General features: G+C 42.3%; 17 protein-coding genes and 1 pseudogene. 10 read left to right on the forward strand and 8 right to left on the reverse strand.

The window, feature by feature from the left end:
• Nucleotides 1–87 precede the first annotated feature (87 nt).
• Together V5G28_RS11575 and V5G28_RS11580 are read left to right on the forward strand one after the other, a co-directional pair.
• Nucleotides 88–297, forward strand: coding sequence for a heavy-metal-associated domain-containing protein (locus V5G28_RS11575; RefSeq protein WP_096562426.1), 210 nt, complete (start codon nt 88–90; stop codon nt 295–297).
• A gap of 810 nt (nt 298–1107) precedes the next feature.
• Complete coding sequence (locus tag V5G28_RS11580) at nt 1108–2136, forward strand: GGDEF domain-containing protein (RefSeq protein WP_332997401.1); 1029 nt, start codon at nt 1108–1110, stop codon at nt 2134–2136.
• Here the strand turns inward: V5G28_RS11580 and V5G28_RS11585 are convergent.
• Nucleotides 2121–2810, reverse strand: coding sequence for an ATP-dependent Zn protease (locus V5G28_RS11585; protein WP_332997403.1), 690 nt, complete (start codon nt 2808–2810; stop codon nt 2121–2123). The genes V5G28_RS11580 and V5G28_RS11585 overlap by 16 nt on opposite strands.
• 244 nt (nt 2811–3054) lie before the next feature.
• Between V5G28_RS11585 and V5G28_RS36660 the strand changes: the two genes are divergently transcribed.
• The 4 genes from V5G28_RS36660 (at nt 3055) to V5G28_RS11600 (ending at nt 7310) form a co-directional block, all read left to right on the forward strand.
• Nucleotides 3055–3168, forward strand: coding sequence for a DUF4058 family protein (locus V5G28_RS36660; RefSeq protein ID WP_442994254.1), 114 nt, complete (start codon nt 3055–3057; stop codon nt 3166–3168).
• A gap of 485 nt (nt 3169–3653) precedes the next feature.
• A complete protein-coding gene (locus V5G28_RS11590) occupies nt 3654–5216 on the forward strand; it encodes a peroxidase family protein (RefSeq protein WP_332997405.1) in 1563 nt (520 codons plus the stop codon).
• 294 nt (nt 5217–5510) lie between these two features.
• Nucleotides 5511–6578, forward strand: coding sequence for a catalase family protein (locus V5G28_RS11595; protein WP_332997407.1), 1068 nt, complete (start codon nt 5511–5513; stop codon nt 6576–6578).
• A gap of 228 nt (nt 6579–6806) precedes the next feature.
• Nucleotides 6807–7310, forward strand: coding sequence for a phosphate-starvation-inducible PsiE family protein (locus V5G28_RS11600; protein ID WP_332997688.1), 504 nt, complete (start codon nt 6807–6809; stop codon nt 7308–7310).
• Between the two features lie 249 nt (nt 7311–7559).
• Here V5G28_RS11600 and purU read toward each other — a convergent pair whose 3' ends face one another.
• From purU to V5G28_RS11625, 5 genes and pseudogenes are all read right to left on the reverse strand, one after another.
• Nucleotides 7560–8414, reverse strand: a complete 855-nt coding sequence (purU, locus tag V5G28_RS11605; protein WP_332997409.1) for a formyltetrahydrofolate deformylase — start codon at nt 8412–8414, stop codon at nt 7560–7562.
• Nucleotides 8415–9405: 991 nt separating this feature from the next.
• Nucleotides 9406–10032: a DUF4340 domain-containing protein gene (locus V5G28_RS11610; protein WP_332997411.1), complete on the reverse strand. Its 627-nt coding sequence runs from the start codon at nt 10030–10032 to the stop codon at nt 9406–9408.
• Nucleotides 10033–10111: 79 nt separating this feature from the next.
• Nucleotides 10112–11947 (reverse strand): annotated as a pseudogene (locus tag V5G28_RS11615) (Gldg family protein).
• A gap of 499 nt (nt 11948–12446) precedes the next feature.
• Nucleotides 12447–13259: an ABC transporter permease gene (locus V5G28_RS11620; RefSeq protein ID WP_332997415.1), complete on the reverse strand. Its 813-nt coding sequence runs from the start codon at nt 13257–13259 to the stop codon at nt 12447–12449.
• Complete coding sequence (locus V5G28_RS11625; RefSeq protein ID WP_332997417.1) at nt 13260–14273, reverse strand: ABC transporter ATP-binding protein; 1014 nt, start codon at nt 14271–14273, stop codon at nt 13260–13262.
• Between the two features lie 271 nt (nt 14274–14544).
• On the opposite strand from V5G28_RS11625, the gene V5G28_RS11630 reads away from it, so the two are divergent.
• The 4 genes from V5G28_RS11630 (at nt 14545) to V5G28_RS11645 (ending at nt 18192) form a co-directional block, all read left to right on the forward strand.
• Entirely contained in the window at nt 14545–16098 is a 1554-nt protein-coding gene (locus V5G28_RS11630; protein ID WP_332997419.1) for a DUF1565 domain-containing protein, read from the forward strand.
• 42 nt (nt 16099–16140) lie between these two features.
• Nucleotides 16141–16893 carry a hypothetical protein gene (locus V5G28_RS11635; protein WP_336230419.1) on the forward strand — a complete coding sequence of 251 codons (753 nt, stop codon included), beginning with the start codon at nt 16141–16143 and terminating at the stop codon, nt 16891–16893.
• A 926-nt stretch (nt 16894–17819) separates the two neighbouring features.
• Complete coding sequence (locus V5G28_RS11640) at nt 17820–18068, forward strand: hypothetical protein (protein WP_332997423.1); 249 nt, start codon at nt 17820–17822, stop codon at nt 18066–18068.
• A complete protein-coding gene (locus tag V5G28_RS11645) occupies nt 18061–18192 on the forward strand; it encodes a ribbon-helix-helix protein, CopG family (protein WP_084743750.1) in 132 nt (43 codons plus the stop codon). Before V5G28_RS11640 ends, V5G28_RS11645 begins: the two co-directional genes overlap by 8 nt.
• Here the strand turns inward: V5G28_RS11645 and V5G28_RS11650 are convergent.
• Both V5G28_RS11650 and V5G28_RS11655 read right to left on the reverse strand, forming a co-directional pair.
• Nucleotides 18170–18466 (reverse strand): hypothetical protein, encoded by a 297-nt coding sequence (locus V5G28_RS11650; RefSeq protein WP_332997426.1) that lies wholly within the window; start codon nt 18464–18466, stop codon nt 18170–18172. The genes V5G28_RS11645 and V5G28_RS11650 overlap by 23 nt on opposite strands.
• 298 nt (nt 18467–18764) lie before the next feature.
• Nucleotides 18765–20675, reverse strand: coding sequence for a DUF1565 domain-containing protein (locus tag V5G28_RS11655; RefSeq protein ID WP_332997690.1), 1911 nt, complete (start codon nt 20673–20675; stop codon nt 18765–18767).
• Nucleotides 20676–20956 lie beyond the last annotated feature (281 nt).

Genomic DNA, 20956 nt, shown 5'->3' on the forward strand with positions numbered 1-20956 from the left:
CTAACTTTGGTAGGATGAGCGAGTGTGCTGACGATTATTAGAATAAAAGCAGAAAAATAAATCAAAATTCCCTAAAAGAGGTAGATTATGGCATTAAAAATGACAGTACCGAATATTGCCTGTGATGGCTGTGCAGAAACGATTACCGAATCGATCCACACTGTCGAACCTGATGCCAAGGTGGATGTGGATGTCAAAGCGAAAACTGTGACTGTGGAAGCACAAGCTTCTGAAGAGTCCATCAAACAGGCAATTGTCGCTGCCGGTTACACTGTGGAAGGTTATCAACACGGATGAATGATTAAGGATGAATGATGAAGTTTTTTGTAGTTGATTCGTATTTCATCATTCATACTTTACACCTGATTTTAAGGGCATCACCGCCACAAAATTCCTGTCAATCTTTGCTCTTTTGAAGTGGCTAGAATGACTTGTTGTTAAATCCAGGTTAAATTGTTAGAGTCAGTTTTTATAAAAAGTTAATATTACGTAGTTTTACGTAGTTCTTTGACAAATTGTCAAGCAATATAGGAAAAAGGTTATGGTTTATTGAATATACGCTCTTCTGGATCGCTTGTTTTCCTCAAAAAGTTCTTTACGCGAGGAAGAGTTTAGATTGTTGATTTTACCATAATTTCACAAAAATCTATCTAAAGTATTAGATAAATAGCTTCATACTTGCATAAAATATTCGGTATTTCTACTGTTTGAAAGAAATGCTTACACGGCAGACATCCTGTATCAGTAATCGAAAGGACAGCGATTGTATAAGGAAAGCTCAACTACCATGAGGCGAAAAATGACAGATTTATGGTAGACATAAGAGTGAAATAATATCAGGGAATAATCAGTGCCCCCCGTTGCCAAAAATATCGGCTGGGGAAAAGGTGTAAAAAACTCAGTACCGGAGCAACCTCCCCTACCAATCAACTCGTTTTATGTCGGGAGTCCGCCCTCAAGAGCAACTCCTTTTGAGTGTAGGACAGAGCAAGGGGGTATGAGTTTTTTGCAGTTCTTAATGTATCGGCACAATCAGTAATCAGGGAGCATCAGTAAATATAACCAGAAATACACCCTTAAAGTTGAAATAGGGCAAAAAGCAGAGCAATGAATATATCTATTCTGGTCTTCGGAGGTGATCATTTTCTCGCCACACTTCCAGATCGGCTCCGTGATGCATCCACTTTTAGCGTAGAAGCGATCGCTAATGTAAATCAGGCGGTGTCGCGCATCAAAATCAAGCCGCCTGACGTGATACTGGTACAGGCTAGTTTGCATGGCAGTATGGAACTCTGCCGTTGGTTGAAAGAACAGACAAAGCTATCCTGGATTTACTGTATCCTGGTGGAGGATAATCCCGAGTTGCTGGCTCTGAAAACTCAGTTTGGCAGGGAATGGGAGTTGGAGATGACTTGTGCTGCACTACGCCAAGGAGCTGATGCTTACATTTGGCAGCTACCAAAGCAAAAAACAGACAACCCTCCAGCAGAGGAAACTGCCAACGAACAATTATTGCTAGCTCACTTGAGTGTAGGCTTGCGTAAGGCACAGAAGTATCGCGATTTGGTGCGGACAAATGATTGGTTGACAGCTATATCCTTAGCGGATTCGTTGACAGAATTGAAGAATCGCCGTGCCTTAAACGCGGACTTACCGAGGCACATTCAAAAAGCCCGTAGTCATGGAGATGCGCTCTCATTGATGATTCTGGATGTGGACTATTTTAAGAAAGTGAATGATAAGTATGGGCATTTGGTTGGCGATCGCCTGTTGCAGCTTTTATGTCACCGTCTGCGCCACAATCTGCGGTTTGGTGACACCCCTTTCCGCTATGGTGGAGAGGAATTTGTCATTATTCTATCCAACACTACCTGCGACGAAGCACTGCTGGTGGCGCGTCGTCTCAATCGTGTTGTTAGCGAGCAACCATTTGCAATTAACGACAAACTCACTATTAACATTACAATCAGCGTCGGAACGGCTTGTTTACAACCAGAAGATGATACCAAGGGAACCAGCTTGTTGGAACGTGCCGATCAACACCTGTTGCAAGCTAAAGCGACTGGACGTAATCGTGTTATTGGTTGCGATCGCCTTATGTTCCCTAACGCTTCACATCTTCAGGCTGTTTCTTGATCAGCTTGTGCAATTGCATTCCTACACTCTGCAACTGATGCACGTTGTCGCATTGCATTCACTAAAGCTTGATATGCCGACCAATTTTCTTGCAGGAGCGTTTTGGCTTGGAGGGTACAAAAGCGCTGTTTCTGCTCACAAGTTGATGCAGAAAATCCTAAATTTGTCAATACCATTGATAGCTTGCTTTTATCATCAACTCCTCCCTCAGAGTTTTTATAAACCAGTGTTTCAGCGGCAATACCTGCCATCCAAATTGTGCAGTAACGGTCAACTATTTGAGCACTGATTGTACCGCGTTCCAGTTGGGATGCTAATTCGCCATCATCAAAGCTCACGCCACCTTGCCCTGGTTGTTTTTGTTTGAGTGCTTCCCAAGCACTTAAGGTATAGCTGATAACTGGAATACCCAACAGATAAGCGACGAGAAAATGTCCTGCTTCGTGGTGAATGATACGTTCTCTGTGTTCAGGTGAAAAACCAGATAGCGAATCTATAAGTAAATTCCCGCCTTTACCTTGTAAACTAAATGCATCGAAAGTTGCTATTCCCAAAACAGCAAAGGTGGCAATTGCCGGGACTGTAGGTGACAAGTGAAACAACGGTCCCAAAAGACAAGACATCGTCATCACAAAAATAGATACTGCTGTTAAATTCAAGGCTGTTTTGCTCATACCAAAGATCGTCCAGCTTAATCTTTCTTAACTCTTTTTTTATTATGAGTCGATCTTAGCTGAGTAGAAAATACTATTGCGTTCGTTCTCAGAAAAAAAATGAGTGAGCGGTAAGGAGTATAAAATGCGTCAAATAGTAATTATTGCATACTGATGAACACAGGCGATTGCGCAGAGCGCACTGCCCTAGGCGATCGCCATCCAATATTCCATCTGTATGGCTTCAATGTGCAACAAATAGTCAATTTCCCCATTTTCTCTATCTTTAGCATCAAAAGATGTTGAACCACTGATAGACTTACAAAGCTTGTTTAACGAAATTTACGAGCAGGCTAGGTTTGACATGAAAATTGATTGATTACACTCCAATACGGTTTAGATAAGACAATTTGCAAAAACGATAACCAATGCAAGAGACGTTGCATGCAACGTCTCTACATTGACGTCTTGATAACGGTTTTGGTCTAAGCACCAACGGTATTGTATTATGGCTAGGAAACTCGTCTGTTTCATAAATAAACCGCATTTTTGAATATTTTATTTCGGTGATTTGACTTATAACTACGCAGCTAAAAAATTTCTTAATTTTCCGGATAGTTTCTTTTTTCTTTGAATATATTTACTCCATTCAATCATGTTTTTAAAGAGTACCCTTTGGGGTACTGCTAAATAACGTTATAAATTTTTACAATGCAAGTGCTAGCCGACTAAAAGTTTCTGTTAACTATTTCTAGTCTAGGTAGCTGACTTGTTATTGCTATTCTCTGAAAACGAAATATTAAAAATTGTCTTGAAAATTAAATTTACCCTAATACCAGACAGCAAAATCATAGGAATACCGTTATGAAAGAAAGCAGAAGTCTTGTTAACGACGGGATCAAAAATCAGTTAGAGTCTTACGTTTTAACTCATTTTAAAGGGTTCTGGGACCTTGTCCAAAGCAAGAACTCTCTTAAGCGGCGGATTAACAAATTCCTGATTAATAGTGCAATATACAAAAGCAAAACCCGCCCCTATCCTTTAAGCACATTAGGGGAATACACCTCATGGGATTCCTTAACTGATAGAACTTGGAGTGGGCGTCATTTACCACCTGTGAATGTAGATGAGAACAAACTGCCTTCGCTTGAAGAACTCAAGGAGTTGTTCTTAAGAAAAGGCGATCCAATTTTGTCTTCTAAATCCACTCTCTTGTTTCCGTATTTTGCCCAATGGTTTACGGATGGATTTTTAAGAACTGACCGCACTAATAATTTAAAAAATACCTCAAACCATGAAATTGATGTCAGTCCCTTGTATGGCTTAAACAAAAAAATGACCGACATCCTGAGGTCACACCAAGGTGGTAAATTCAAGAGTCAGATGATTAATGGCGAGGAATATTCCCCCTATTATTTTGAGAACGGAGTTGTTAAAGAAGAATTCAAATCTCTGTTCAAATCTCCCGATGAAGTTCTACCTAAATCTGAACTAGAGCCAGCTAAAAAAGAAAAGCTGTTTGCAATGGGTAAGGAGAGGGGCAATGTGCAAATTGGCTACGTGATGATGAACACCCTTTTCTTAAGAGAACACAATCGTATATGTGATGTTCTAGCAGCTCATTATAGTGATTGGGATGACGAGCGACTCTTTCAAACAGCGAGAAATATTGTCATTGTTTTGTTAATTAAAATTGTTCTTGAAGAATATATTAATCATATTGCTCCTTACCACTTCAAATTCTTTGTCGATCCATTATCTTTTACAAATGAAAAGTGGTATCGGCAAAATTGGATGACTCTGGAGTTTAATTTGTTATATCGATGGCACAGTCTAGTACCAAATGAAGTTTATTTGGATAGCCAGAAAATACCCATAACCGAGACACAATGGAACACGGAAATGCTCACTAGTAGGGGTTTGGGACGCTTGTTTGAGGACGCTTCCAATCAAGCAGCTGGAGAAATAGGTGTTTTTAACACCGCACCCTTCCTAATTGACACAGATTTAAAGAGCATCCAACAGGGTAGGGATGCACGCTTAGCAAGCTACAATGATTACCGGGAATTGTGTCAGTTTCCACGAGTCACCGATTTCGACCAGATTACTGGTAATGTAGAAGCTCAAAAACTGCTGAAACGTTTATACGGTCATGTAGACAACATTGAATTCTACGTAGGACTCTTCGCTGAAGATACGCGTGAGAACTCTGCTGTAGGTGCCTTAATTGGTAGACTGGTAGGCATCGATGCTTTTTCGCAAGCATTAACGAACCCCCTGTTGGCTGAAAATATTTTCAACGAAAAAACATTTTCACCAATTGGCATGGAAATTATTCAGACAACCCGGAATCTTTCGGATGTTCTACATCGCAATATTCCCCAAACAGACAAACGCTATAAAGTAACCTTGACCCAAGGTAAATAAAAAGTCAAAAGTCAAAAGAGAAATTATATCTTTTGCCTTTTTTCTTTTGTTGTAGTAAGCGCTTTACCGCTAAAGCGCTTACTACGAACCCCTCAAATCAAAATTGATAGACGACTCGCAATACAGTTCGGTTAACTATGTTCATGTTCAGGAAGATCCCCCTTGCCCCCTTAAAAAGGGGGTTGGTGCCCCCCTTACCAAGGGGGGTTGGGGGGATCAAGTCTTATCCGAACCGTATTGAGACGACTCGGTGCAAAATACGAATTTCTCTTCCCCACTACCCAAAACTGATCTATGCAAACTCAAAAAGGCAAATTAGAACTTGGTAGGGAATATCCAACACCAAACGAGGCGTCTGCTATCGAAGCCATTGAACAAATGACCAGACAGCAGATTGAGCAAAACTATCAAGCTGGCGATCGCCCAGCCCGACGAGATGCTCACGCTAAACATCATGGTTGTGTTCAAGGGGAATTTATTGTTGAAACCAACTTACCGGAAGAAATGAAAGTTGGCGTTTTCAAAGAACCAGGAAAGAAGTTTACTGCGTGTATTCGCTTTTCCAATGCTTCAGGAAATGCAGCCCAACCTGATACAAAAGGTGATGGTCGCGGTATGGCTGTGAAACTCTTGGGTGTGGAAGGCGAGAAGTTGATTGAAGACGAAAAGAACACTCAAGACTTTATTTTGGTCAACTATCCTGTATTTCTTATTCGGAATCTCCAGGATTATGTTGAGTTTTTTGCTGCCATTAGAGCAGCGAAGGGTACTATACCATTAAAATTTTTCTTGCCTGGTTTCAATCCATTGAAATGGCGCTTGCAAGAATTGATAATTGCCAGGTCAATTCAGAGTAAAAAGATTGTCAGTCCTCTGGAAAATCAATATTGGAGCATGACGCCGTACAAATTTGGTGATAGAGCAATTAAATTTTCGGCAAAACCCTCTGCTGAGAATATTTCGGGTAAGGAAGTTTCTAAATCTCCCAACTATCTCCGTGAGGCAATGGTCGAGCATTTAAACAGCAAAGGAGCTAGTTTTGATTTTTTGGTTCAGTATCAAACAGACGCTGAAAAAATGCCGATTGAAGATTCATCGATTGAATGGAAATCTCCTTTTCACAAAGTCGCTACTATCAAAGTTCCTCCTCAAAAATTTGACTCTCGCGAACAAATGGAGTTTTGTGAGAATCTATCTTACAATCCGTGGCATTCCTTACCAGAACATCAACCATTAGGTAACACGAACCGCGCTCGTAAGCAAATATATGAATCAATTTCTCAGCTTCGGCATGAATTGAATGGTGTTTCCAAAGTTGAACCTACTGAGGAAAAATTATTTGCACTTTTTGGTAGTAAATAGTGTTCGTGTAATGCTCGCATATTAAAAGGACGGAGCTATACAAACAAAGTCTGCTTAGGCAGGCTTTTTAGTTTTTATACTCGTTTAATTCCTAGAGATGATATTTTTTTGTCCTTGACTCAGTTTATTTACTGAAATGACTATCAAAACAAAATTTTGTCGTTTTGGATTTTAAATTTGAAATTGCTTATCATGGATCTGGACGAACCTACACTGTCCGGAGATACCATGCCAAAACGGCTGATTACAGGGTTAAACAATTTGTTCCAGCGAGATAGAATTGTACGTAACCTGGAGATTTTTCAAGACTTTATCATTATTTCTCTATGCCTTGGTTTATTCTGTGTGATGCTTATACGACTGGGAGATATGTTCTCCTCTTTTTTGCATCCATTGGATTTACGGCAAGTAACATCTGATATCTTGTTCATTTTGATTTTGGTAGAGTTATTTCGCTTGTTACTTGATTACTTGCAAGTACAACAAATATCCGTAGGAGCAGCAGTGGAAATTACCATTGTTTCTGCTTTGCGAGAAGTTATTTTACGCGGTGTTCTCGAAATTCCTCGTGACCAAATTTTTGGAATTTCTGTATTTTTAGTCGTTTTAGGGGTAATTTTTGTCGCTTTACCTTGGGTGTCTCATCTTTTGGAAAACACTAGAATTAGTAACTCCGAAAAAATAGAAGGAAAAACGCGATCGCTGGTTGAAAATCCCCTACCTTCTGATTAGTAAATCTTAAGTAGGGGAGGCAAAAAGCGGTGTGGATGTTCCTCCCGCTTTATTGCCGTTGCGTTACGGCTTTAGCCTAACGCACCGACATTAAGATGGTGCGTTAGGCGCTCATGTCATGTTTGTCGTTACAAATCATATCTAAAGGCTGCGCCTAACACACCCTACAAGAATTTTATGTTTACTGTAAATTTATATCTTGTTTCAGCAACGCTTCTAAACCAGCCTAAATTGAAGAAAAAGCATAATTTACTCAAATACTACTGTCCTATTGCCATACACTAATACACGATTCTGCAAGTGCAAACGCACTGCCCTTGCTAATACAACTCTCTCCAAATCCTTACCTTTTCTAATCAAATCCTCAACTTCATCGCGGTGACTGACTCGCACCACATCTTGCTCAATAATTGGTCCTGCATCTAAATTATCAGTCACATAATGAGAGGTGGCACCGATAATTTTCACACCACGTTCAAAAGCTTTGTGATAAGGATTTGCCCCAACAAAAGCTGGTAAAAATGAATGATGAATATTAATCACTTGTGGAAATTTGGCAATAAATTCTCCACTCAGAATTTGCATATATTTTGCCAATACAACTAAATCTATTTTGTACTGCTGTAGCAATTCCAGTTGCTTAGCTTCTTGTTCTTGTTTGTTTTCCTTTGTGATGGGAACGTGGTAATACTCGATACCAAATTGCTCTGCTACCACTTTTAAATCAGGATGATTGCTAATAATCAAAGGAATCTCAGCAGTAAATTCTTTTGCACGTTGTCGCCAAATCAGGTCAAATAGACAATGGTCTTGACGACTTACCCAAATCGCAATGCGCCGCACAGTATCGGAAAAATGCAATTCCCATTTGGCTTGCAATGGTTGAGCAATGGCATTAAATGCTGGTGCAATTAAGTCACGCGGCAGATTAAACTCATCTAACTGCCATTCAATGCGAGTAAGAAATAACCCTGCTGCAAAGTCTGTATGTTGATCCGCATGAATAATATTGCCACCATTAGCGTAGATGAAATTGGCAATTTTCGCGACTAACCCTCTTTGATCCGGACAGGAAATTAGCAATGTTGCTGTTGGACTTGTCATGGATACATTCAATGACTAAGGATACTTTGGAAGACGTATTTTAAGTATAATGACTTGCGACTCACTCATTTTATAGACTTTGCTTGATAAAAGACTTCTGAATTTGCCAGTCAATTTCATTGAAAATTTCTTTATTTTCAATGAAATTAATTTAATAAAAAATATTGTTTTATTTGAATGTTCACAGAAATTTTATTTCTTTTATAGAAAATAATTTATAATAACTACTTTAAGCAAAGAGCATAAGCGGGTGTTAGTGATTTTTTGCATGAACCACTTACAGTAAGTAGCATTAATCTTGCGTGAAATCAGTATACTGGCTGCTTCCACAAATCTATAGCTCTGAAACTGTTGAGGGAAAGTATCTGTACAACTGCTTGATAGTTATTAGTAGGGTACTAATTTTTACATATTTTGTACGTTGAAACGTTCAGCAGCTATAGCTAAGTGCTAATTTGAGAAACGAAAGTAAAAATCACACACAATTTTATTTTGTATAGAATAAAGTTGGATAGTAGTTTAAGCGAGACGTTCCTAAAAATTAAGAAGTATAGTAGAAAACATACTATACATAGAGAACTCAGATAAAATTTGTATATATATAGTAGGGTGTTGCGACAAACATGAGGCAAGTTTACTGGCGGGCTTAGTTTTATTTACAACCATATCATGGCACCAATATTAATCATTAATTTGGCAATTATAGTTTACTTGATAATGGCTTGCTGTTTCTTCAATGAATGGCTAGTATTTTTTCTAGCAGATGAAGAGATGGATTCAGATCAACGCTTATTTTCTATTGTGATTTTGGTCATAGCTACTATTTTATGGCCCATAGTTGTTCCTTTTGCTTATTTGGAGCTACTTAAGTTCCATAAAAAGCACAAGAACGTCATCGATTTCATCATACACCAACGTAAAGTTGGCACTCATGAGGACTGATATCAAGTGAAAAATAATTGTGCCATCGGGCTACATCAAAATCGAGCGGCTATTTGCCATTTGCTGGGGTAGGTTTACCCTGATTGGGCGTAGGCTTCACACTATCATTTATAGGCTGGAGTTGTTTCCACTCTGACAGTTCTCGATTAACAGCATTTTCAAAATCTGTAGATACTAACAGGACATTAACATTTCCATCTGGTTTTGCAGGAGGGTCAGCTTGAGCATACATGAAACGGCGGTTAAAGTCAGGCTTACCTAAAATCAACTGATGTGTTTTCTGATTCTTGAGTTTTATATCAATAGTTGCTTGAGGCTGATCTAAACTAAATTCTGTAAGCTGGTTAGCTGGGATGGATATCATCCGCTCACTCTTTCCTTCTACGAGCAAATTCATCAAATAACCTACAATAGCGTTACTTGCTGGTGCGACTTCCGGAGATTTTATCTCCCACTTGCTTTCATCAGACTTGCCAGTACGTTCCAAATTTAGGGTCTGATTTTTAGTTTTGACAGTCAAAGACTGCACATCGTCCTCTTTAAAGGAGAAAATTTGCTGCTTGTTGTCCTTTATTTCCTCTCGCTGAGGTGTACCTTTAATTTCATAGAAGTAAACAAAACCACCTAAACCGAACGCTAGCAGTATCAAAATTAAAGTCGTCTTTTGTAGCTTCATAGATGAGTTAAGAAAGAGGAGTTATGAATTATGAATGATAAAAGTTTTCATAATTCATAATTTATAATTCATAATTTGTCTACCTTCGTAGCCACCAGAGAAGAACCGCTGCCACCAACCCTATCATGGGTAAAACTAACAGAGACGAGAACTCTAAAAGATTCGCTTGTGCTGCTGTTAGGTTGATGCGACGGTCTTTGGCTTCCTTAGGGCTAATCGAAAGGGGTTGCTAGATCCTGCTGACTCAACCAAGTGACTGGAGTTGCAGGAATACATCTCCATTGAGCTGCTTATCAAACAAGCCATTGATGGCGAAATCTGAATTTCCAAATACTACCATCCGTGACTCAGCAGAAGGAGATGAGGGAGTGGGGGGAGATGAGGGAGTGGGACTAGCCTTAGTTTGATTCGTTACCCCTGCTGCTGGGAGTGCAGTGGGTTTGGCGCTGGGAGTGGGGCTAGGTTTACTCTCGGTTTTTGCTGTGGGTGCTGGGAGTGCAGTGGGTTTGGCGCTGGGAGTGGGGGTAGGTTTGCTCTCAGTTTTTGCTGTGGGTGCTGGGAGTGCAGTGGGTTTGGCGCTGGGAGTGGGACTAGCTGGGGTTTGAGTGGTTGCTGCTGCTGTAGGTATGGGTGTAGGGTTAGATTTGGTTTCAGATTGGGCTGATGGTTTCCTTGTTAATGCTACGCCCAATGTCAGTGGACCTTTGCGATCGCTTTCAGGATTAAACTGCAAGTTTTCGCTTTCCTGGTCACTTTCTGCCCAGCTATTGGGATAAGGTTTGGTCAGCAACAAGGGAGTCACCTCAATCCCAGCGACTGGGGTTGTGTCAACCGGTCGTGCTAACGGATAAAAAGAAATGCCATTGCCAAAATCTTTGGTGATCGGGTGTTTTCCATATTGAGTCACTAAAGGTGCCGCAGGACCAAGCCCAACGCTTCCAGAGGCATCAACTGCTAAACGATTATCTAACTTGACACCCCACTCGGCAAGTAAACTCTCAACTTTGGGGTCAGTATTTGGATCAATCATTAGCAGTAAATTGCCACCTCGATTCAGGTAGTCCCGCAGTGCTTTTATCTCAGTTTCAAATAGCGCTCTTTTGGGACCTGCAACGACGACAACAGCAGCATCTTGAGGAACACTAGGCTTTTCTGCCAGATTCAAGGGAGAGGTGGTGTAATTTTTGTCATTTAATGCTTGAACTGCTTGCGATATTGCATCCTCTGTGCCTGAAAGTTGGTGTTCCCCGTGACCTTGAAGAAAGTAAACTTTAGCTGTCCCTAAGCTGCTGATTTGTTGCAGGCGATTCGTTAACTTCACTTCCGATAGGCGTTCTTGGGGACCGACCACCTGAACCAACTGCCGTCTATCGCCAGATTCCAAGTAAACTTCTCCATAGTCTTTAACGCCAAACTTGCGAGCAAGCCCTGGTCTAGCTTGCGGATCTACGTACTCAAAATTAAACTTTGAGCTTTGCCGATGATAATTTTCCAGCAAGTCCCGGTCTACAGGGTCTTGATTGAGGTCAAACACCCATACCTTTGCTGGTACTTGTAAGGAACGCACCAATTCCCGTGACTGGGGAGCAAGAGTAAACAACTTAGTTTCTGTTAAGTCAATTCGCGTATGGTAGCGAGTCCCTAAGAAGTTAATTAATCCTAAAATCGCCAAAACTGCGACAGTTGCAACCAAGGCATTAGTACCAGCTTGGGTGGAACGTTGTCCCCACCAGTGACTCTGCTTATTTTGCCAGAACAGCCACAACCCAATGATGACAGATCCTAAAATTATCAATGCTAATGGGATTACTCCCCAATTATTTGATACCAAACCAGCGGTTAAGCCCGCAGCAACTAGAAACGGACCAAACCAAAACAAAAATTTCCAAGGTTTCTTTTTAGCGATAGTCTTCATTTTATTAGTCATTAGTCATTATATTTATCGCACAAATCTTATTTTTAGCTATTTATAACCGCAGATGCACGCAGATAAACGCAGATAAATCGGGAGCATCCCAATTTTTTCAAAATGCAAAACAAAGTAGCTCTGATTTACACTCTGTGTTCCTTTGTCTTGAAAAGTTTCCTAGGTCGGGAAACCCCTTCGGGTATCTCCTATGCCTGCGGCACGCCAAGGGCGAACGGAGACGCTACGCGTTGGCGGAGCCTGCGCTTTGCGCTTACGCCAGTTGCCTAGGTCGGGAAACCCTCCTGCAGCACTGGTCTCACCTCCTGCAGAACTTTTCGCTGCGCAAACCTCTGCGACCCTTTGCGTTTAAAAATAAACTCAAAGATTTGGGATGCTCCCGATAAATCATCTGTGTCCATCTGTATCCATCTGTGGTTTCATTCTCCAAAACATTGAATGAGTGCAAGAGGTCTATTTTTGTCTGCTAATGACTCATCAGAAATGTCTATGAACGTTGGAAGCGGAGTGCATCAATTGATTGAGCAGTGAGAAATATGCCTAAAATGATGTAACTAGCAAATAACATCAAGCTGCTAGTATCGAAAATACCTTGGGCTAAGGTATTGTAATGTTTCAGTAACGAGATATGACTCAAGGCTTCTCCTACAGAACCACCAAGATTTTTGGCAATTAAATCCACGAACAACAGTAATAAAACTAATGCGAATGTGAGGACGGCAGACAAGATTGTACTGTCTGTCAAAGAGGAAATGAACATTCCCAAAGACAAAATTGCTGCTGCTAGTAAGATTAATGCCAAATGCCCTAGTAAGGGAATGGCTGGCGGCATTGGTGGATTTGACCCACTCAAAGCAACAGCTTCTAATGCCAGCATAGGCATCACCATTGTGATGAAAAATGTCAACACTCCTAATAATTTCCCGACAGCTACCGCCCAGTTTGTGACTGGTGATGTGGCTAAAAGTTCCAAAGTGCCGCGCTTGCGTTCTTCAGCATAAAGTCCCATCGAGAGTATTGGCAGCAAAAACAACAACAACCACCCCAGGCGATCCAAAAATGCCCTAACAAATTCGTAAGGTACATCTATTGGTGGAACTGGCACTCCAAATTGTTGCCCTTGTAAATCTAATGCAGCCACTGTTTGTAAAATGCCTTCTGGTCCCATCAAAATTAGCACGAAGAATAACCCAGATAGAAACCAAAAAACGGCGGCGATCGCATATGCCAGAGGCGCTACAAAATAGCTTTGTAACTCTCGGCGATAAATGGCAATAATATTACCCAGTACTACACCCATTTAGGCAGCTTCTCCTTCGTTGGCTTCTGCTATTTCTGTCTCAGTCTCCAAGTTCTTTTCTTCTGTTGTTAGTTGCAAAAAGACATCTTCCAGAGTAGCTAACACACGCCGCATTTCATGTAAACCAAATCCTGTACGTATCAACGCCGTTGCAATATCTCCTCCTGGTTCCATTCCCGGTTGCGATATCACCCGCAGGTAACCTCGGTTTTCCCTAAAGGCGCTATGAGTGTGCATTCCCACAGCAGGAATTGATTCGACCAAACTCACGCCTGGTACATTTTGCAGAACCTGTTTAGCTAGAGCAGCTTCTCCCTCAATTTCTATTTCATATCCTGACCCTTTTGTCAACTGGGTTAAGAGATTTTCAGGGGTATCTGTCGCTACGACTCTGCCACGATTGATGATTGCCACGCGGCTACAGGTCATGCTCACTTCTGGCAAAATGTGGGTGGAAAGAATGATTGTGTGGCTCCCAGCAAGGCTTTTAATTAAATTGCGTACCTCGATGATTTGCCGGGGGTCAAGTCCGACTGTGGGTTCATCCAAAATGATGGCTGGTGGATCGTGGACGATCGCCTGAGCTATCCCAACTCTCTGGCGATATCCTTTAGAAAGTTTGCGAATAATCACGTGGCGCTTGTCTTGTAAATTACAGCGTTCTATAGCTGCTGCTACCTTGCTCGTGCGATCGCCTGCTCTTACTCCCTTAATCCGCGCCACAAAATACAAAAATCCCTCCACCGTCATCTCTGGATACAACGGTGGTGTCTCTGGTAGATAACCAATGCGTTGGCGCACCAACAGAGAATTTTCATGGACGTCAAAGCCCGCAATCCTAGCCGTCCCACTGGTTGCTGGTAGGTAACCGGCTAAAATCCGCATGGTTGTGGTTTTGCCAGCACCATTTGGTCCCAAGAACCCCAAAATCTCTCCTGGTTCTACGTTGAACGTGACATCAGTAATTGCTTGGGTAGAGCCGTATATTTTACTTAGATGCTCAACTGAAATCATTCACTTTATTTGAATGGCAAATCATAATGTATCAAACCATGATAAATCACCAAAACAGTCCTGAGTGTTCACAGGTGTAGCGACTACCGCGCCCCTACGGAGTGCTGAGTGTGCTATTGTTTGTTTTTCCTTCTCCTACAGACTCGAATATGAGGAAAATGGTTATAAGCAAGCTTTTTTCCGTGTTCAATCCCCCGCAATAGTTCTGAGTGCTTAGAGCAACTAGCGTTCATAATTATTGTCATTATTTAAAATTTGTCTATTCAATTAAATGGTTAACTCTACCCTCGTTGCCACACCCACTCTTTACGTCAACCCTGCTATTGGGAATGATGCCAATACTGGGACATGGTTAAACCCTTACAAAACTCTCAGCCGTGCCCTTAACGGAACCACAACACCTAAAATTATTCAGCTTGCACCTGGAACTTACACCACTGCTAGTGGAGAGGTCTTTCCACTGGTCATTTCAGCGGGCGTGATCGTAGTAGGTCAGGAAGCAAGCAAAGGTCAAGGTATTGTGATTTCGGGAAGTGGGGAGTATAAAAGCGAAAGCTTTGGTGTACAAAATATTACACTACTATTACTAAATGATGCTCAACTGTTGGGCGTCACTGTCATAAATCCTATGGAAAAAGGCACTGGTGTCTGGATTGAATCAACAGCACGGCAGTTTGAGGAGCCAGCCTCACCAACTTTAGCGAACAACACGTTTATCAAATGCGGTCGGGAGGGAGTGTTTGTCACGGGTAGTGCCAAACCACTGATTCAGGACAACGTGTTTGTCCAAAACGGTCTCGGTGGGTTAATCATGGCACGCAATAGCAAAGGGCAAGTACTGCGGAATGTTTTGCAAAAAAATGCTTTGGGAATAGGTATTAGTGACTTTGCTGCCCCTTTGGTTGCAAATAACACGCTATCAGAAAATAGACACGCGATCGCCCTCTCACGAACTGCCCGACCTGTACTACGAAATAATCTGATCGAAAACAATATTCAAAACGGCCTATTAGTCAATCCTAACGCCGCTCCTGATCTCGGCAGCACTCAAGACCCTGCTGGTAACATTTTTCAGAATAACGGGCAGTTTGATGTTCAAAATAGGACTTCTGTTGAGTTGATTGGCGTAGGTAACCAGTTGAATCCTGCGCAAATCAAGGGATTAGTAAAATTGCTCACTGCAACAAAGGATACTGATAAAACAGCAGAATGGAGTACAATTTCTGATACGAAGCTTGCAGAACACTGGGCAGAACCATTTATCCAGGCATTAATCAGCATGGGTTTCACTCACGGTTTTGCTGATGGTACTTTTGAGCCAGACAAACCGATAACTCGCGCCCAATACGCGGCTTTGGTTGCAGCTTGCTTTAACCCGATTCCCAAATACCCCGCACCTGATTTTACCGACGTACCAAAGGATTTTTGGGCTTATGATGCGATTCAAATCGCGGCGCGGGGTGGATTTGTTGGGGGATTTAGCGATCGCACCTTCCGCAGCGAGCAAAATGTCCTGCGATTACAAATCATCGTCTCTCTGGTGAATGGACTAGCGCTCAAAGCAGCTGATAATACTTTAGTAAGCTACAGCGATCGCAATACGATTCCCAAGTATGCCCGCACCGCAGTTGCCACCGCCACCCAAAACAAAATTATCGTGAATTATCCAGATCCTAAACAACTCCAGCCAAATCGAGAAGCGACACAAGGAGAAGCAGCTGCTATGGTTTATCAAGCATTAGTGGCTATAGGGGGAATCTCCACAGATTCGGCGCTTGCGCCCAATATGAATTCGCCCTATATCGTTTCCTCTTCTACTGCGTGAAAAGTAAAATGAAAGGCACTTCGCTTATATACTTAGAAACACTTGGCAAACAAAACTGTAGCTAAAAACACGATAGGCTGTATGGGATGGGAGCAGGATTTACGCCTATTGCCAGAAGCTGAGACCCAGATGTTCACACCAGCCTTGGACACCTCTGCCGACTTGGCAATAACCCTACTAATTCACTATAGTTTCGACCTCAGTGGCTATAGCGCCAATGAGCTAGTTGATCTTTGGCAAAAGCAATATCCAGGAAATTGGCTACACTTGGCAGTGATTGAGGCACTGTATCAAGGTCGCTACAAAGCGATTTCGGTGCAACAAATTCTAACATGTTGGCAGCGGCGGGGACAGGCGATTTTTCATTTCAACATGGAATTTGAACGCCTGATTTGCAGCAAATTTCCACAGAACCTTACCTCAGTTCCCGCACTCCCCCCAGATCCTATGGAGACACGGGGACAAGGAGGACAAATCAATTCAAAATCCAAAATCGCGAAGCGTCCTGAGCGAAGCGAAGGATCTAATTCAAGCATTAGAGTCTCTTCCTCATCTCCCCCATCTCTCCCATCTCCCCCATCTCCCCCATCTCCCCCATCTCCCTCACACCCCACTTCCTACTCCCCACCTGCAAACCAAGAAACGATGACCTTCTCCCAGTCGCTACCAACAATCCACCCATTGCGAAGTTTACCCCGGAAACAAGCGCAGGATGAGAGTTATTTACATCAAAGCTCAAAGCAATTTCTAATGAAAAGCGACTCCCTTCCGGCAAACTGCTTCCTGGACGTCTAGGCACTTCCGTTTCAGAAGAAATAGGAAATGACAATAGCTATTGGTAAAGTATCACTTAAGTCTTTCGGTTAAATGAGAAGGTGTGGAGGCTAGAGATAATTGAAATCCCAGAAAACTGACCTACATCCCACACTCGATTTCAGATCAGATGAGTGCATTGATTTTCTAGAAAACATGATTATTGTACCAGATACAATTTATGTTTAATTATGTTTAAAATTTATGAACCGTCCACGTATTCTCCAACCTGGTACTAACTATACGTTTAGCAAATATTTTGAATTACCTTATGCGCCAGCAGACCGCAGAATTTGATTGTACTTATGAGCGTAAGCGATTAGATTTACCAAGGTATCAGGGAAGTCTTAAAACAGTGAACAGTGAACAGTGAACAGTGAACAGTGACGCCTGCTATGGTGGGGGATTTAAACCCGCCACCAACGCTTTCGGTCCAATTGGTGTGGTGTTTCCCCCGGAGGATGAAACTGATAACTGATAACTGATAACTGATAACTGGTAACTGTTAAATGTCTAGATTTTTTAAGCCACTATTTATAAAAAAATTTAACCTATGTTAACCCAATAAACGAAACAGCAAAACGAGAGACACTAATTGCTCCTACACTCTTAGAAATTTGTGCGGAAACGCAAACTCAATTGAATGTTGATGTTACGGGAATTTCAGGCGATGGACGGGTTGCTGAAGGCGCGATTCTTGGGATGCTCTCTACAGAACTGCAAACAGAAACACTTTAAACTGCAAATAAGAGGGTTCTCAAAGTCAGTGAGTAATAATGTTTAGTGTGAACCATTCCCTACAGCAAAGCTTTTATTGGTCTGCATATGTTAACTAGAGTTTCGCTTATAGGAATATATAGGAGAATTCTCTTAACTGCAGCAAGATTGTTTCAGAAACCACAGCTGACATGAGTATTAATAACCGAAAACGCTCTATCACTGAAGGGAACCGCGCATTAGAATTATTTACCAACCGTGAAGGATTAGTCCGCATCTTTGCTACATATATCAATGATGACCCATCTCCAGAAAAAATCTTGTTTTTTCATTTAGTTGAAATTGCTAATGCTTTGAGTGACACCTCTTGGGGTGCTATTGGTAAAGCAGTCTTAGGTCTTTTTTCTAAACATTTTTCCATACACTGCAATCATGCCTAGCAAAGAAACAATCCAGATTCGACTCCCTAAAACCGAAAAAGATCGACTGGACTCCTATTGCCAAAAAACCGGAAGATCCATCACGGATGTTCTGCGGGAATTTATTCGTTTATTGCCTGAGTGAGTTGCTCGTCTCGTCGGTGTGGGTCGCACTCGCGCGACTTACCTTCGGCATGGATTGACCCACCCTCCTCACCTCGCTCGCATTCTTCCCGACGCTCACCCAAAGGGTAGAGCGCGGGGCTGCTGCTCCAAAAGCTCAATCGGAGATTTAAAATTTCTAGATTAAGATAATCTCTTCCCAGTACCCAGTCCCCTATAGCGGTTCTCAATTGAGTGCAATACATTAACTGAGATCTTGCACCATTCTCAATAACCGTAGGGTGGGCACTGCCCATAACGTAAAAATAAGGTTTTGAGGGAACTCTAGGCAGTGCCCACCTTACAAAAATTGCAATAACGCAACTGGTGCAAGATGTGAGTTAAGAAATAAGAACCACAGATGGACACAGATGGACACAGATAAATCTGTACTTCATCGAAACGAGAAGCGCTATATACCGCAATACAGTTCAGATAAGACCAAAACTGTTATCAGGATGGCAATGTAGAGACGTTGCATGCAACGTCTCTACACGTCTGGAATTGTTACCAACAATCCTTAACTGAACCGTATTGCCCTATACCGAATCCCTTTTAATTTACCGGCTCAACCACAGCTTTTAAACCGTTATTATTAAGTATTTTTATGACGCTATCAGCGTTATAGCGAGTACTAAAGACACCGACTTGCATCACTCCCTTACCACGCCAGACAGTGCGAAAAGCACCAGGAGCAAGGAATTTTACTAAGTCTTGATCCTTTTCATTTTGTACTTCAACTACGACTCGGTAACGTAAATTGATTTGACTTCCCCCAGCAGGCGATAAAGATGGATTCGAGACATACGCTGTCGTCGAAGAACTTTGAGTGACTGGTTGTTTTCGCATATTGCCAGTATTGCCCAAAGGGATATTGGAATTGGGAACGGGCAAAAGAGCTGCATTACCGACGGGTGCAGCTTCTAGTGTTGGCAATGACGACTGTCCTTGATACGCTCTTTGTACGGGTACTGCTGCGACTTGGTCATAGGAAGTTACATTTTGTTGTCGGACTTGACGCCCAGATGCCGAGAGGGGAGGACGCGGAGCCATTTGTTCTAAATTCATTGCCTCTGGGCTTTGTTGTGTTCCCGCGTCAACGGTGTTAGCTGCCGCTTGGGGTGCAGTGAATTCTACGGTATTAGGAGAAATACGTACGTAATTCGCTTGCTGTGATGTATTGGATGTATTTGCTGGTGATGGAATTGACCTTGCAGTTGGGGCAACTTGCCGGCTGCTTGTCAAGCTATTAGGAGTTGGCAACCCAGAATTGAGAGGAGATTGTTTTTGATTAACAGCAGTTGCTCTAAGTGGTGAATTGATCGGCAATAATGGCTGCAATTGATTGTTTAATCGTCCAGAAGCGTTGCTCGAAGACGCGCTTACGGGGAGACGCCCTGACGCTGCTGTTGACGCGCTTACATTTGCTAAAGAATTCCCGCGTTCCTGTATCCTCGGGTTCTCTGCGCTGAGTCCCCCCATTCCCGCCTCGGCTACTGCTGTTGTCCCAGCCAAATCCACCTTGCCATTGATGCGGTTGTTGGCAAGGGTGTTGCCAAAAGCAGGAAAGATTTGTTTGGCAGCGCTGGCGTTAATGTCGTAACGAGCATTGTTGCGAAACTGATTACCGCCTGGTTCAGAGGCAATGCCTAAATTGGGGATCGCTTGAGAAATAGCTACTAAGCCATCTTCTTTGCTGCCTTGAATGAGATTCTTCCGTAGTATTGGGCGAGCATTCGCTTGTACCACAATGCCACTTCTGTTGTATTGAACAGAATTGCCAACCACTATCGGCTGAGCATTTTGAGTAATATTAATGCCAAAGCCCGTTTGTTGAAACACGTTTTCCCGGACTTCCGGTTGAGAGTTCCCGGAAATTGTGATTCCATTCGCCCCATTTTGATAAAAGAAATTACTGCGAATGGTGGGCGCACTGTTGCCAGTCACAGCTATTCCATCTTGGGTACTGCCAATAAAGGTATTTTCCACAATGACTGGATTGCTGTATTCAATCCATAAACCGTAACCACGAGGGTTGGGATTAGTTACCGTTACGCCAGTCAACTTCGCTTGGTTTGCGCCTACAATGGTGACGTTTTGACCGCCAAAGGTGCGACTGAGGTAAGCACCTCCTCCTTGGATCACAATACCACGTCCTTTAGTGCGAGAGTCCCCTTGAATCGAAACATTCGGTTTGAGTATCAAAGGAAAACTCTCTCCAGTTGCGTCCGTGTAAGTGCCGCTTGAGAGCATAATGACTGTGTTGGGACCAGCGACTTGTAGCGCCTGGGTAATGGTTTTAAAAGGAGTGCCTTCACCACCATTGCCTACCTTGTCATCCCCGGCACTTGGGTTGACAAAAAGCACGTTAACCTGAGACATTGTTTTGGCACCGATCTGCTCTCTATCTGTTGTTGCGGGCATTTGAGCAATGGCGGCATCAAAGCTTGCCCCAAGCATTGCCATGTATGCCACTCCCATACCAGTGGTGAAACACAAAACGAAAAAACGAAACACTGATAATATTGCTACACTGAGGAATGAATATGGTTTGTGACCTTTGGCAATTAGCTTTACTGATAAATCGTTTGCCCAATAAGACTTAGGAAAAACGTCGTGGTGAATCACTTTGACTACACTCCTTCAACCAAAAAACTTTTTATACTTTTGTAGACGTAAGTATGTGGATAAGGTTACTCAGATATTGACCTGTTCGCTCTTTTTGATACAAAGTTAAGTTAGTTAAG

It is taken from the genome of Scytonema sp. PRP1 (assembly GCF_036697665.2).
Classification (GTDB): Bacteria; Cyanobacteriota; Cyanobacteriia; order Cyanobacteriales; family Nostocaceae; genus Kalymmatonema; species Kalymmatonema gypsitolerans.

Excerpts from the sequence above, each read along its gene's own strand:
- V5G28_RS11610 (WP_332997411.1), bottom strand. The coding sequence starts at position 10,032 with ATGAAGCTACAAAAGACGACTTTAATTTTGATACTGCTAGCGTTCGGT.
- V5G28_RS11590 (WP_332997405.1), top strand. The coding sequence starts at position 3,654 with ATGAAAGAAAGCAGAAGTCTTGTTAACGACGGGATCAAAAATCAGTTA.
- V5G28_RS11630 (WP_332997419.1), top strand. The coding sequence starts at position 14,545 with ATGGTTAACTCTACCCTCGTTGCCACACCCACTCTTTACGTCAACCCT.
- V5G28_RS11595 (WP_332997407.1), top strand. The coding sequence starts at position 5,511 with ATGCAAACTCAAAAAGGCAAATTAGAACTTGGTAGGGAATATCCAACA.
- V5G28_RS11650 (WP_332997426.1), bottom strand. The coding sequence starts at position 18,466 with ATGGGCAGTGCCCACCCTACGGTTATTGAGAATGGTGCAAGATCTCAG.
- V5G28_RS11640 (WP_332997423.1), top strand. The coding sequence starts at position 17,820 with ATGAGTATTAATAACCGAAAACGCTCTATCACTGAAGGGAACCGCGCA.
- V5G28_RS11620 (WP_332997415.1), bottom strand. The coding sequence starts at position 13,259 with ATGGGTGTAGTACTGGGTAATATTATTGCCATTTATCGCCGAGAGTTA.
- V5G28_RS11625 (WP_332997417.1), bottom strand. The coding sequence starts at position 14,273 with ATGATTTCAGTTGAGCATCTAAGTAAAATATACGGCTCTACCCAAGCA.
- V5G28_RS11575 (WP_096562426.1), top strand. The coding sequence starts at position 88 with ATGGCATTAAAAATGACAGTACCGAATATTGCCTGTGATGGCTGTGCA.
- V5G28_RS11580 (WP_332997401.1), top strand. The coding sequence starts at position 1,108 with ATGAATATATCTATTCTGGTCTTCGGAGGTGATCATTTTCTCGCCACA.
- V5G28_RS11585 (WP_332997403.1), bottom strand. The coding sequence starts at position 2,810 with ATGAGCAAAACAGCCTTGAATTTAACAGCAGTATCTATTTTTGTGATG.
- V5G28_RS11655 (WP_332997690.1), bottom strand. The coding sequence starts at position 20,675 with ATGGCAATGCTTGGGGCAAGCTTTGATGCCGCCATTGCTCAAATGCCC.
- purU (WP_332997409.1), bottom strand. The coding sequence starts at position 8,414 with ATGACAAGTCCAACAGCAACATTGCTAATTTCCTGTCCGGATCAAAGA.
- V5G28_RS11645 (WP_084743750.1), top strand. The coding sequence starts at position 18,061 with ATGCCTAGCAAAGAAACAATCCAGATTCGACTCCCTAAAACCGAAAAA.
- V5G28_RS11600 (WP_332997688.1), top strand. The coding sequence starts at position 6,807 with ATGCCAAAACGGCTGATTACAGGGTTAAACAATTTGTTCCAGCGAGAT.